Below are 12,662 nucleotides of genomic sequence, written 5' to 3'. Positions count from 1 at the left end.
GAAAGCCCCGCCGGAATCATCCGGCGGGGCTTTTCCAGACCCGGACATCGTCACCGACGATGACGCCGCCACCGTCAAATAACGCGACGGACAACACCATGAGCCTGGATTTACGTCATCCAGCGGGGAAGTACGTTTGCCAGCGGGTTCCTTTGTCCGGTAGGCGACCCAGGATCGCAGCACGTTCCGTCCTCCTACCTCGTATTCGACCACCGCGCGCGGGACTGGCCCAAATCGACCATTTCCGAGAACAATTTCCTGCTCTTCTTCGTCGTAAACCATTCCATCCGGCAGTTCCGATACAGGCGCCAGACAGCTCACTCGCCGTGAATCCCCTCTTTCGTATGCGAGCTTGTGCGCGGGCCTACCATTCGGATGGTCCACGAAAGCTTGGGCAAATGTCTGGGCCCAGAGGACTTGCCGACCAATAGACACTGCTTTGGTCCAGATAACCTCGTCGGCCGTGATCGGGATTCGGATACCGGGGGTTTCCAGCTCGACGGCAAAAGTCTGAGTAAATGCGGGATGGGCTGTCACTGCTGCCAAATAGGCGAGGATGTCTTCGGCCTCGACTCGGGCGTTGAGTTTTCCCGTGAGCGCTGTCGATAGGCCGGGGGCAAAGTTCGGGGTTCCATCAGGATTGAGGAAAGGCAGGGTCCGGCCTCCACGGTTATTGAAGTGGTGGAAGTCGGGCATATGCGCCGAGAAGAGCAGTGCTGGTCCGTCTGATATCGACACACTGTGCTGTTCGACCACGTATACCTGGTTGGGAACAGCGGCGGCTGCCCAGAGGCCGTCTCGGGCACGATGTATGAGGCGAGGGTCGGCTATGAGCTTCTGCCGGTCGAATGCACGGAAGCCGATAGTTACGACCTTCTCCATCGCGTTATCCACAGGTAATGATGCGATGGAATTGAGACGAGCTGCGTGCGGGTGACCTGGGATGTCCTTGAACTGCACATTGATCGCTCCCGTCGTGTCCTTCATGAGGACTCGGCGGCGTTCTAACTCAGGTTCGCCAACTAGTTGAGTCCAGCGTTCTTCTAGGCAGGACGCAGATGGGGAGTAGACCCAGGTTCGAGTCGGAAATACTCCTGGCGAGTACCACGGCATGAGCTGGTCCACCGCTGGCCATTCGTCCCACGCCGAAGTGGCGGCTGCGGTGAAAGGATCTGTCCAACCTTTTCTGACTGGACGCCACTCGGCGGCGTCGAGAGTAAGTCCCTGTAACTCAGTGAATTTGTCGGCACGGCGGCCGCGTACTGAGATGTAGTGCAAATCAGCGGGAACTTCTCTTGACGTCCCTGGGCGGCGCACGAAGATTCCGATTGCAAGTGGCTGGCGCACCCCAGGAAACATTCGGGTGGCTACATCGGGTGTGTGTCCTTCCGGGGTGAGATCGATGATCCAACCCTCACTGGCATGCTGTCGGATATGTCGCCTCATTCCGGTGAATGCCGTTCCCGTGACGTAGCCAGAGGTTGTAACGAAACAGACAACACCGCTTTCGTCGGCTGGCGTAGACTCCCACACTTTCCAAGTGGCCCATCGCCAGAAGTAGACGTAGAGATTCTTGACCTTCGCCGCCAGGCGACCGGGCACGCCATCTAAGAAGTCGCCAAGTATGGCCGTTGAGGGGCCGTGTTGAGACGGGGTGCCTTGCTCTACCCAGCCGCCTTGCCCAGCAGCTAGCTCACGGTAGGGGGGATTCCCAATGATGACGTTCACCTTTTGGTTCCGCTTGATCGCGTTCGCCCTCTTCCGTGAGTTCGCAATGGTGTGAAGTCCGGAGGCGATCTGCGTTTCGTCCGCGGTGGGATCATCGAGGGTGTCTGTTACGTATAGCTTCAGACCATCCTTAGGTAGCGTCGCCCCTGCGTCGGCAAAAAGCTCTGCCACCCTGAGCTCAGCAACTGCGTATGGACCCATTTGAATCTCAAAGCCGGCGAGGCGGCCTGCGAGTTCAGTCATGGCCCCGGGAACCGCGCCCGGACCTTGCTCGTCCTCAACGTGTTTACGCACGGTCTCGACTACGGAGTGGAGAAAGGTTCCGGTGCCCATCGCCGGGTCAATCGTGAACACACCGGGGGAAGAGAAACCTTCCTCTATGCCAACGTTCTGTACGAGTACGTCTTGCGTGAGCCGAACCATCTCAGTAACGAGTTCGCGAGGTGTGTAATAGGTGCCTGAGGCTTGTCGCAGCTCATCGTCGTATTCCTGGAGAAATGACTCGTACAAATAGAGGTATACATCGCGACGAGTCTTCCGGATTCGTTCCCAACGAACGGATCCGATCACTGTGACAAGCAGATCGAGGGCGACTTTAAAGTCGGCCGCTACGTCATCGATGAGCAGCTGCAACGCCCTTCCCATAAGTGAATGCTGCACGCCGAGGTCTTTGCCGACGTCGTGGAGGCTGCGACCCTCGAATTCAATCCCAGAGGTTCGGGCGAGCAGTAGAGCGAAGGTGACGGCCTGTGCATACCCATCCGCAAACTTCTTGTCGTCTGCCTGTGGGAACAACAAGCGCCGCCAATCCCGGGCAAGTCCAATGAAGGGCTGATCTTCTTCTTTTGCCCCCGCGCTTACGGCCTTCCGTTCCCCGACGAGTTGGTCAAGGACCTCGCCGCGTAGCAGGCGCGTGAGCGGCGCGATCGCGCGCACTAGGGCATTGACCGACACGATGGGGTCAGGCTTCCATGCGAGAAAGGCGCGGAGAATACCCTCGAATTTCGGGTTTGACCGGAGCCCCGCACCGATTTCGGTTAGTTCGAGTTCGGTCAGAAGCGCCTCGTCGATGAATTCGCCGTCGCGGTACAAACGCCACCTTGTGCCGTTTGTGTAAATCAGATTCGGCAGATCTCGCTGTCTCTCCCACTGCTCGAGGTCATGGCCCGTCATTTGGTCAGGATCGATCTTCCTTCCCGGGGCTTTGACTTCGATATAGCCGCGCATCACCTTTCCGACAGAAACGCCGTAGTCAGGGCGCACCCGGCGCTCAACGTCTCGGACCTCGTCATGTAGGACAGCAGGGTGCCCTGTCAGGACCCCAGCTTGCTGAATCAAACCCTCTAGCGGTGCACGAATGGCAGCCTCTCTGTCTCCGGGGCCAGAGAGCTTCGCAAGGCATGATGCTCCGAAAGCGCTGGTCGCGGCATCCCATGCGTTTAGCAACGAGCGGGCGTTCGTCGAAAGAGGGTTCATATCCCTAAGTATCTCGGTGTGCACCGCGGTTGAGGCCTCTCCGCGCTGGCACGCACGACATTAAGTCCCTCAATTGAGACGATTCGCCTGGCGAAGTGAAAGATTTGTCTATGCCGAACGCCAATGTGTCAGCGAATCCGGCGCCAAGTTGGGGTGTACCCCAACTAGGCGTCAGGCGTCTTGATCAAAAATTGTCAGGATAGGATCAGATTCTGATTGGTAGACACCCCTTCTGACGGGGTCTATGACTTCAATCTGACAAAACAGGTAGGAGAGCCCCGTGACGGGTCAGCGAGTTGGATATGTGCGAGTCAGCACTCTCGATCAGAACACCATCCGTCAGCTTGCTGGCGTCGACGTCGACCGGGTGTTTGAGGATAAGGCGTCAGGGAAGGATCAGAACCGGCCCCAGCTGGAGGAGATGATCAAGTTCGTTCGGGACGGCGATACCGTTCTCGTGCACTCCATGGACCGGTTGGCCCGCAACCTCGATGACCTTCGCTTGATCGTGCGCCGGCTCACGGCGAAGAAGGTCCGGGTTGAGTTCGTGAAAGAGCAGCTCACGTTCACGGGCGATGACAACGCGATGGCGAATCTGCTTTTGAACGTTATGGGGGCGTTTGCTGAGTTTGAGCGGTCTTTGATCCGTGAACGCCAGCGCGAGGGAATTACCCTGGCGAAGAAGCGTGGCGTCTACCGCGGTCGTACCCCGTCACTCGACATGGCCCGTGCGGCTGAGCTGCGTGAGAAGGCTGCCGCGGGTGTGCCGAAGTCTGTGCTTGCTCGTGAGTTTGGGATCAGCCGGGAAACCGTTTACGTCTACCTCCGCGCCGGGGACTGAGCTGGCTGTAGAGGCTTCGGTGTGGTTATTGAATATTGGCTTCGATGGGCACCATCTATGGTGCGGTTGAGCCCCACTGTTCAGACACGTGACTTGCATCGTTCAGCCCCACTACCGGCGTGGTTGAGCCCCACCTGAAAAGCTCCTTCCACCATGTGAGCGCCACCTGGTGGAAGGAGTACCGGTAATGGTGCGGAAGATCAAAGCGAAGCAGATCCTGCAGCTTCGTAATCAGGGCTTGTCGCGACGGGCGATAGAGTCCGCCCAAGGGATGTCCCGCCACAGCATTCGAGCGGTGCTCGATGCCGCGGAGCGGCTCGGGCTCGGCTGGGATGACGTCGCCGAGTTGTCGGAGGCCGCGGTGTATTCGACGTTGTTCCCCGGCCGCGGCGTCCACGAGTCCGTCTTCGCGCAGCCGGACTGGGGCCGGGTCCACACCGAGCTCGCGCGGGTCGGCGTGACGCTGAAGCTGTTGCACCAGGAGTATGTCGACGCCTCATCTATGGTGCAGGCGACGATGAGCTACGACCGCTTCTGCCGACTCTATGCCGAACATGCCGCTGTCTCGGGGGCGACGTCCCGGGTCGGCCACAAGGCAGGCCGCAGTATCGAGGTCGACTGGTCCGGGCCCACAATGCAGCTACTCGACCCGACGACGGGCGAGAGGTCGAAAGTATATCTGTTCGTCGCCTGCCTGCCGTTTAGCCGCTACGCGTTCGTGGAAGCGACCCTGGATATGCGGCAGGAGGCGTGGCTACGCGCGCACACGGCAATGTTTACGTTCTTCGGCGGCAGCGTCCCACGGCTGGTGCCCGACAACCTAAAGACCGGTGTGATCTCCCACCCGAAGGAAGGGGAGGTCGTGTTGAATGATGCTTACCGGGAGATGGCGGCGCACTACTCGGCCGCGGTGCTCCCCGGCAGAGTGCGGCACCCGCGCGACAAGAGCAGCACTGAGAACACGGTCGCCCACGTCGCGACCTGGATCATCGCCGGTTTGAGGAAGGAGACGTTCACCTCGCTGGCGCAGCTGCGCCTGCGAATTCGGGAACAGATGGATGCCTACAACCGGGAGCCCTTCCAGAAACGAGTCGGGTCCCGCCTCAGCGTGTTCACCACCGAGGAGAAGCCGTTGTTACAGGCACTGCCGGTGGCGCCGTTTGAGATCAGCACGTGGTCCTATAAACGAAAGGTCAACGCCAACGCCCACGTAGTCTGGGCCAAGAATTTCTACTCCGTCCCCTTCAGCCACATCGGTGCGCTGGTGGACCTTCGCATCACCGAGACGATGCTGGAGGTTTATCGGCGCGATGAGCGTCTGGCCAGTCATTTGCTGCTGCCGGCCAGTACGACGAACCAGTATCGGACCAACGATGCGGACTTGCCCGAGGGGCGCCGCTTCCAGGCCTGGGACCGACCCCGGATCGAGGAATGGGCCGCACGGATCGGGCCGGCAACCGTCACCGTGACGGCCAAGATCTTCGAGACCGTCTTCATCGACGAGGCCGGCTTCGACGCCGCGCTGGCCGTACTGAAACTCTCGCGCCGGTTCCCCTCAGCCCGGGTCGAGGCCGCCTGCGCACTCGCGCTGCGGGGCCCGGTCCGCTCCCCGCGCTATGCGCATTTGCGGCCGATCCTCGACACCGGGCAAGACAAAACCGGACAAGTTCCGGAACCGGAACCGGACCATGGCGGTTATGTTCGTGGCAGCGCTTACTACGCCGGAGGGAACCGTTGAGCGCTCTGGATGGGGAGACCAAACGCAAGCTCCGCGAGATGAACGCCGGCGAGCTGCTGCAAGCCATCGACCTCCAGGACGAGATCCTCTCCATCAGCCTGACTTTCGAGGAACGGGTCCGGCTCGTCGTTGACGACGCCTACTCGACGTTCATGCATTCCAAGGTTGACGGGCTGATCCGGCGGGCGGGACTGCGTTACCCGAACGCGGATTTGCGGCGCATCGACCTCCTCGACGAGCGCGGCCTCAACCGGCAGGTGCTGACCCAGCTCGGGACCTGCTCGTTCGTCACCCGGCAACAGAACGTCGTCTTCCAAGGCTTCACCGGGTCGGGGAAGTCGTATCTGGGATGCGCTCTCGCCAAACGCGCTTGCGAGCATCGCATCCGCGCCCACTACGTCCGAATGCCCGACCTTGAGGAAGCTTGGGTCGCCGCCCAGGATGCCACCGGCGGTGCCGGCAAATTCCTGCGGAAGTATGCTGCGTTCACGCTGCTGGTCATCGATGAGTGGCTGCTGGATAAGCCGACGGAATCGATGCGGACGATGCTGCTAGAGCTGATGGAGCGCCGTTACGGCGAGGCCTCAACGGTGTTCTGCACCCAGTATCAACAGAAGGACTGGCACCAACGCCTCGGCGCCGGCGTTCACGCCGACGCCATCATGGACCGCATCATCCACAACACCACCTGGGTCGACACCGGTACCTACAACATGAGGGAACAAGCCGCCCTCGTGACCGCGTAATCCGTGACGGGGAGCACCAGTGGGGCTGAGCCACACCACCACTGGTGCTCTTCCGCACGATCAGTGGGGCTCAACCGCACGATCGGGTGGGGCTCACAGGCTCTAATACTCAGTTATAGCTGGATGCTCGTGGTGTCGCCCAGTTCGACCCAGCGCGCTCGGCGGTCGGTGCCTTCCCTGATAGCTGGGGCCGGGGCGTAGACGTCTGCCTGGGACAGGGCAGTCAGGTCAAGCCCGGTGAGGTCGACGATGTCGACGATGGGTACTTGGTAGGTGCGGTACGGTCCAAGCGGCGGAGGAGTGCCATCGGTGCGAGCTTGAGCGCGGACCATGTCAAGGTCAAGGTCGAGGTCTTCTAATTGTGGGCTTTGGTCGAGGACGAATCCGGCAGCGTAAAGAGCGGTGGAGTCGTCCGTGGTCGTGGTCCATGCCGCGATTTTCCAGAACGAGTGTGGGATCTTCACACCGCGGTATATCGGATCCTGGGCGGAGAGCACGGGGGCAGTGAAGACACTGATGCGGTTACCGTTGCTGCGGGCATAGGTGAGGACGTGGTCCTCGAGGCCGAGCCAAAGTTGTTTCGATTGGTTGAAGGCTGCGGCTTGAGGGGCGGCGTTGGTGTAAGCGAAGGTATCGTAATTCGCTTGCTGGGCTATTGTTTTGTTGCCCCAGACCGGGTCTTGACGCCGGACGAGGTGTCCGCGGTCGAGATCGTTTCTGGCATAAAGGGCCTCCCCGGCCTGTTCGTAGACCGGGATACGCGAGTCGAGGTGCCAGTTGTCGCCTCGGTCAACGGTAACGAGCTGGTCCCCGTCGATGTTGACGCCGGTCGAGATCGCGAGGCGCCGCGCAGGGTCTAAGAGCACGGTGAAATGTGTGTAAGCCAGTTCACGCATCAGGGTTCCCGCAGCCGGCGCCGGCAGTGGTAGAGGAACGTCAAGGAAGTCGGTGTTGTATCCAGAAGGATGAAATAGTGCGGCGTTCATAGTGATAGTCAAGCAGCGATAACCGACAGGTAAGGCCGTCAGATTTTGATGGCGGTAGTGATGAGAGAATCCCGTATTGCTTTCATCATGTGAAACCGTCCTCTAACACGCCGCGCTGCGACCTTGAGCGGATTGGTGTTCTTGTTGTGGGACGTTCCGGTGTCAACGGATCAATCATGAATGCTGCTCTGTTGCGTGGAAGAAACCGTGCCATGAAGCTGAATGCCACACTCTGTTAGATTCAAATCGGTTCCACCGGCGACCAGACTCAGTTTCTGGAAGTATCGCCCGTTTTATGTGAAGGCCTGGTTTTTACCGGCAATGGTCCGAGGAGGACACTCAATGACTGATAATTCGTTGAACAAGACTGAGCTCGTTGCGAAGGTTGCAGCTGATTCGGGACAGAGTCAGGCTGTAGTTGATGGCATTTTGAATACGTTTTTTGAGACGCTTGCTGAGGCCGTCAAGAATGATACCAAGGTCACTATCCCGGGATGGCTCGGGGCTGAGCGCACTGCAACTGCGGCGCGTATCGGTCGTAATCCGCGGACGGGTGACGAGGTCGCTATTGCTGCAGGTCACCGTGTCCGGCTTACTGCCGGGAGCAGGCTGAAGGCTGCCGGTAAGTAAGCTTCCGCTTGCGGCACTGACCGAAGCGCTGACTGTGGCGCTGGCCGAGGGAGACGCCGAAGCGTTGACACTGTGCTGCTGAGTGGGCTAAAAATCAGCATGGTGATCGAGGGTCAGGGGTCTGTGCCGCAAAGTTTCTTCCCGCAGCTGACCCCGTTTACGAGGCTGGCGTGTTCCCGTGTGATTCATGTGGCAAGAGGTATGACTGCGCTGATATTGACGAGGCTTATCGCTGATAGTAAGAGCGGTGTACGGTCGGGCGTGATCGGGTGAAAAGATGCTGATATCTGCGTTCAGTCGCTCGGAGCGATACCGTTGAATTCTGGGGTGGACGGTTTGTTCACGTCAGCATTTTCTCTGGGGGCTCTCATTCGTAAGACATCTGCAGTAATTTCCATGGCCGTCTTGGGCTTGATGCTCTCAGCTTGTGCGACCGCATTGCCCGCGGAACCCGACCCGATTGACCCATCGTCGTCGGCATCCGCACCGACGGACATCATCATTGGCGCCGAGAATACGGACATTGTCGATGTGAGTGGAAACGTACTCGTCTCGCTGACGTATTCCGAGGACGGCGACGCCGCCGTTGCCGCCGCCGCTGGAATCCTCGGTGAACCAACCGAGACTCGCCACCAAGACCGAACAAACCACTATCCCGAAGTTGACGGGACTTCCTGGGGCGGATTCGATATCGTCGTCAATCGGTACCCAGCCGAGGCGTTGCTCACCGGCGAAGCGCGCCTTTATCAGCCCGCGTTTAGCGTGCAGGCCACGGCGGCAACCACGGACGCCGATGTCGCCATCACTGCGGTGGGCCTGACACGTGTCGGGGATGATTTTGACCTCGCCGCTGAAGGTCAGCCCGCGAACCGCGTCCACACCGACGACGCATTCGGAATACGCTCCGTTGCGGTAGACCTCCCCACGTCGTTCTCGGGGATCATTGACGGTGCCGGATTAGAAATGACTTACGGTGCCATTGCCAATGCTGTCCCCGACTCAAGCACCGTCACCCAGATCGCCGCACCGGCGTACCTGTTCTCCCTGTCATAGAACCTCTGTAGTCGAAGACTATCGGCGGACTCGACTGGGGTCGGGCCAAGGCCGACTCCGGGGTATGTCATGGCCATCGGGCGCAAAGTGCGGTGTCGTTCGTTGGGCGGGCAACCACCCAGCGAACGAACATGCAGGATGCGGCCACGACGTAGGCCGCCTGGCATTGGCAGCCGTAGTCCTGGTCATATTTGGTCTGGAAATTGTCCTTGCCGGGTGAAACAAAGGACGTCACGGACGAGTGCGTGACGTGAACCTGCTGGGAGAGGATGTGATGCCCAATCTCCAAGAAGTTCTCCTTGTCGACATCGCGCAGCATATTCACGAACGGCGGTAGCCGCTTGTCGGCTCGGGGAAGATCGAGCTTCTTCACCTCCTCGGCCAAGCGTCGAGCGACTTTTTGGGGCACTACATCCCCGGTATCCACCACCCCTCTTCTTCCAGCCCGGCGAGGCGTCCGTCCGCCATTGTGGCGGCCCGCGATTTCGTTTTGAAGCTGTTACAGCGCTCAGTCTTTGAAAAATGGAGTGGACGAAGTCTGACAGTGGGAGCATCTCGCCTCCGCGTGGGACACCGTGTGATAATCGGTGTGGGTGGACTACCCTCTGAGGCATTTCCCGAGCCGGAATAGTTGGAACGGGAACCATCCATTCCCCAGCCCCGATACATTGAGCAACATGATCACAACTGCCGCGGAGCTATGGACAGAATGGGTGGATTCGAACCTGCTCCGCCCAAAGGACTATGACAGCGATATCGCCGACCTCGTCCGTCGTGAGATTGGAGATTCGTCCCTTGACATCGCTGCCCTTCCCCGGGCAATGGACATTGCGAAGTGGGACGCGCGCGACCTCATCCGGACGATGATGCCGGTGCTTACCTCGTTCAGTGGGATGTTGAGCGACCTGCTCGCGCTTTATGAAAGAATCGACGCCACTCGCACGCACAAAGACAATCTGCACATCTCATACGAGTTTGAGACGGGCGATGCGATCGACGATCAGCTCGCGCCGTTCCGCGAAAGAGTCCAGCGCACTCAAACTGTCCTGCGCAGGATCGACGCGTTCCAGTTCGATCACGAGTATGCGTGGAAAAGCCCACTTGCTGAACGTGCCGACAAGTTGCACCACCATGCACATGACGCCGCCGTGAATCTCCTTGGCCTTGAATCGGTCGCGGCCGCGAGTGAATGGCCATTCGCTTCAGAAATCCCGGCGCCTCTGATCGAGAATCCATCGCTCGTGCACCTCGTTACGCGCCTTCGACAAGTCATAGTTGCAGCGCTCGACAAGTTTTCCGAGCTTGGGCCAACAGTGGGCACTATGCGCCCCAGTCACGATCAGACCGACGATAGTCCCGACCTGAGGATTCTGGCTGGTGACCTTTGGTGGCTCACAGAAATCGGAATCATGAGCCTCGTCCCGGATCTATTTGCTGAACTATCCGCTGATGAGTCGGCGAAGCTAGTGCAAGCGCAGCTGCGCTGGCTGGAACGGTTCTGGGTCGCGTCGACGATCACTGCGGAGCAACGGATTGAAGAGCTCGCTGACGTTCTGAGGTTGCCGTACTGGGGCAAACGGCCCGACCTGTACTCAGCGTGGGTTGCTGCGGCAATTGACGCTGCGCTCGTGCCTGGTCGTTTGAGTTTTGACGTGACCGACGGCGTGTTGGCCTTTCCATTCCGAGCTACGTTGCTCGCGCGAATCGACACAGCGAACGGCGCAGTGGAGTTGTGGACGGAGAAAAGGTTTCAGGCGACGGGTCTTAAAGGAAAGGGACGAGTAAACCATATCCAGCCGGATTATGTGCTCATCAACGGCGCAGCGCCGAACAAGGTTATTGGTGTCATCGAAGCAAAGCAGTATCTCAACAGCAAGAATCATGGTGACACGGCTCACGACTACGCACACAATTTGAGCGACGCAGAAGTTTTCATCGTCGCCCACGGCCCGCTCGGTCAGAGGACCCTAAACAAGGTCGCGCCCGCCGACCGGAAGCGCGTGTCACTTCATCCGCAGGTCCGTCCAGGAAGCCGGTCAGCAACGAAGACGTTCGCTGACAGGCTCGTTGCGCTACTGCCCACGCCATTTGAACAGCAACCAGGACCACAAGCGGAGGTCTACGTACCGGGCCCTAGCGAGGGAGTCCACACAATTTGGGCGCGGCGCGCGGGCCCCGCAGCAGAATTACAGGGCCAGAGAGAATTGCTCGGGGGGACGGTGGCCCTTCGCTGGATGACCGCTGTTCATGACTTGGATCTCCATTTGATTGAGGCTGAAACAGGCGATCTTGTTTACCACGGGAATTTGACGTCCGCGCATGCCGAATTGGGAGGCGACCGCTTCTATGGTGGCCCGGAGGTCGCGTTGTTCCATCCCACGGGAAAGGCAATCAGTATCGAGGTTCACTTGTTTTCCTCCGATGTGCCGAATGTGTCAAATGCGGCACCGGTCGTCACGATCACCACGCTGAGAGGCACGATGACGCTGCTACCCCGGGCGGGCGCCGGGTCTCGTGCATCTATCTGGCACGTTGCGACGATCGAGCCTGACGGCGGGATCGTACTAGGGGAATCTATTGAATCCAGAGAATGAGACCCATTCGTGCACAGCGCATCCCACTCGCTGTGGCAGCCAATGGAAACCGTTGAAGGACTCGCCAGTCCCGGTCATGAAGATGTAGCTGGTCCAGGGGTCGATTTACTGGTGTGAGGTCACGTTGCCCGCAGAAGCCAAAGCGATCACGTCGGCCAGTTCGTGCCATTGACATTCGGGGCGGTCGTCCCGTCTCAAAACGGATAATCGGACGCTCTTCCGACCGAGCTTCTTTATCTCGGCCACCGTAGGACCGTGAGCCGCCATTGCCGCAGGAGTGGAGGGTCGTAGAGGGCTTCATCGTCCTCGGTCTCGGTGGCGAACACTTAGATGTCCGCGTTGAAAGAGGCTGCCGAGGCGTAGGCTCCACGGTCGTTCAGAAGCTTGCCCATCATGTCTGAGAATACCGGTGCGGATCTCCCGGCCGAGCCGGCCGAAAAGCTTGGACGGTGCCGGTGGACTTCACCTCGAGCTTCGTCGTCACGCAGAGAACGTCGTGATCCGTCCACTCGATTCGGCCGGTACCCTCGATGCCCAACGCTTTCGCGACGAGGAATTCGGCCGGGTACCTGCGGGCATTGTTCGTACGGCGATCGCCGAGCACGAGCCTCCAAGCGTCCGCGACCTTGGCATCCGTTCCAATGAAGGGAGTCTCCGCGGAGAGTGTCGTCAGCGAAATTGTCATAGTGAGAGTGTTGCGGCTTGTGCGACCGCGAACCGGAGGCTGGCCCACGATCGACCAGTGGGCCCGAGCGGCGCGCCGCTGAGTGGATCAAAGCCGCCTCGACATCATCCGCCCCGCGGGGTTGCCCGTTCTGGGGGGGTTCCCCGGCGCCAGCGGCAACAGTTAGAATCCAATTAGTCAAGTGA

General features: G+C 59.6%; 10 protein-coding genes. 6 read left to right on the top strand and 4 right to left on the bottom strand.

Features of this window, described 5'->3' with window-relative positions; all coding sequences use genetic code 11:
* Positions 1–2,991 (bottom strand): type ISP restriction/modification enzyme (locus D6T64_RS05255; protein ID WP_199719072.1); only part of this gene is annotated, 2,991 nt, incomplete at its 3' end.
* A 493-nt stretch (positions 2,992–3,484) separates the two neighbouring features.
* On the opposite strand from D6T64_RS05255, the gene D6T64_RS05250 reads away from it, so the two are divergent.
* The 3 genes from D6T64_RS05250 (at position 3,485) to D6T64_RS05240 (ending at position 6,529) form a co-directional block, all read left to right on the top strand.
* Positions 3,485–4,045, top strand: coding sequence for a recombinase family protein (locus D6T64_RS05250; protein WP_119972710.1), 561 nt, complete (start codon positions 3,485–3,487; stop codon positions 4,043–4,045).
* A gap of 187 nt (positions 4,046–4,232) precedes the next feature.
* Complete coding sequence (gene istA / locus D6T64_RS05245) at positions 4,233–5,783, top strand: IS21 family transposase (RefSeq protein ID WP_119972706.1); 1,551 nt, start codon at positions 4,233–4,235, stop codon at positions 5,781–5,783.
* Positions 5,780–6,529 (top strand): ATP-binding protein, encoded by a 750-nt coding sequence (locus D6T64_RS05240; RefSeq protein ID WP_119972703.1) that lies wholly within the window; start codon positions 5,780–5,782, stop codon positions 6,527–6,529. The genes istA and D6T64_RS05240 overlap by 4 nt, the downstream gene beginning before the upstream one ends.
* Before the next feature lie 113 nt (positions 6,530–6,642).
* Here the strand turns inward: D6T64_RS05240 and D6T64_RS05235 are convergent, their stop codons facing one another.
* Positions 6,643–7,515, bottom strand: coding sequence for a DNA/RNA non-specific endonuclease (locus tag D6T64_RS05235; RefSeq protein ID WP_119972700.1), 873 nt, complete (start codon positions 7,513–7,515; stop codon positions 6,643–6,645).
* A gap of 342 nt (positions 7,516–7,857) precedes the next feature.
* Between D6T64_RS05235 and D6T64_RS05230 the strand changes: the two genes are divergently transcribed.
* Both D6T64_RS05230 and D6T64_RS05225 read left to right on the top strand, forming a co-directional pair.
* Positions 7,858–8,145 carry an HU family DNA-binding protein gene (locus D6T64_RS05230; protein ID WP_119972697.1) on the top strand — a complete coding sequence of 96 codons (288 nt, stop codon included), beginning with the start codon at positions 7,858–7,860 and terminating at the stop codon, positions 8,143–8,145.
* A 327-nt stretch (positions 8,146–8,472) separates the two neighbouring features.
* A complete protein-coding gene (locus tag D6T64_RS05225) occupies positions 8,473–9,198 on the top strand; it encodes a hypothetical protein (RefSeq protein WP_147364481.1) in 726 nt (241 codons plus the stop codon).
* A gap of 67 nt (positions 9,199–9,265) precedes the next feature.
* Here the strand turns inward: D6T64_RS05225 and D6T64_RS05220 are convergent, their stop codons facing one another.
* Positions 9,266–9,571: a hypothetical protein gene (locus D6T64_RS05220; RefSeq protein ID WP_147364480.1), complete on the bottom strand. Its 306-nt coding sequence runs from the start codon at positions 9,569–9,571 to the stop codon at positions 9,266–9,268.
* Between the two features lie 304 nt (positions 9,572–9,875).
* Between D6T64_RS05220 and D6T64_RS05215 the strand changes: the two genes are divergently transcribed.
* Complete coding sequence (locus D6T64_RS05215; protein WP_147364479.1) at positions 9,876–11,792, top strand: hypothetical protein; 1,917 nt, start codon at positions 9,876–9,878, stop codon at positions 11,790–11,792.
* Between the two features lie 391 nt (positions 11,793–12,183).
* On the opposite strand, the gene D6T64_RS05210 is transcribed toward D6T64_RS05215, so the two are convergent.
* Positions 12,184–12,477: a hypothetical protein gene (locus D6T64_RS05210; RefSeq protein ID WP_147364478.1), complete on the bottom strand. Its 294-nt coding sequence runs from the start codon at positions 12,475–12,477 to the stop codon at positions 12,184–12,186.
* Between the last annotated feature and the right edge of the window lie 185 nt (positions 12,478–12,662).

Origin of the sequence: Cryobacterium melibiosiphilum (genome assembly GCF_003602235.1) — a bacterium.
GTDB classification, from domain to species: domain Bacteria; phylum Actinomycetota; class Actinomycetes; order Actinomycetales; family Microbacteriaceae; genus Cryobacterium; species Cryobacterium melibiosiphilum.
The sequence above is the reverse complement of the archived record's forward strand: the minus strand, read 5'-3'. Positions and strand labels throughout refer to the sequence as shown.

Excerpts from the sequence above, each read along its gene's own strand:
- istA (WP_119972706.1), top strand. The coding sequence starts at position 4,233 with ATGGTGCGGAAGATCAAAGCGAAGCAGATCCTGCAGCTTCGTAATCAG.
- D6T64_RS05235 (WP_119972700.1), bottom strand. The coding sequence starts at position 7,515 with ATGAACGCCGCACTATTTCATCCTTCTGGATACAACACCGACTTCCTT.
- D6T64_RS05230 (WP_119972697.1), top strand. The coding sequence starts at position 7,858 with ATGACTGATAATTCGTTGAACAAGACTGAGCTCGTTGCGAAGGTTGCA.
- D6T64_RS05215 (WP_147364479.1), top strand. The coding sequence starts at position 9,876 with ATGATCACAACTGCCGCGGAGCTATGGACAGAATGGGTGGATTCGAAC.
- D6T64_RS05210 (WP_147364478.1), bottom strand. The coding sequence starts at position 12,477 with ATGACAATTTCGCTGACGACACTCTCCGCGGAGACTCCCTTCATTGGA.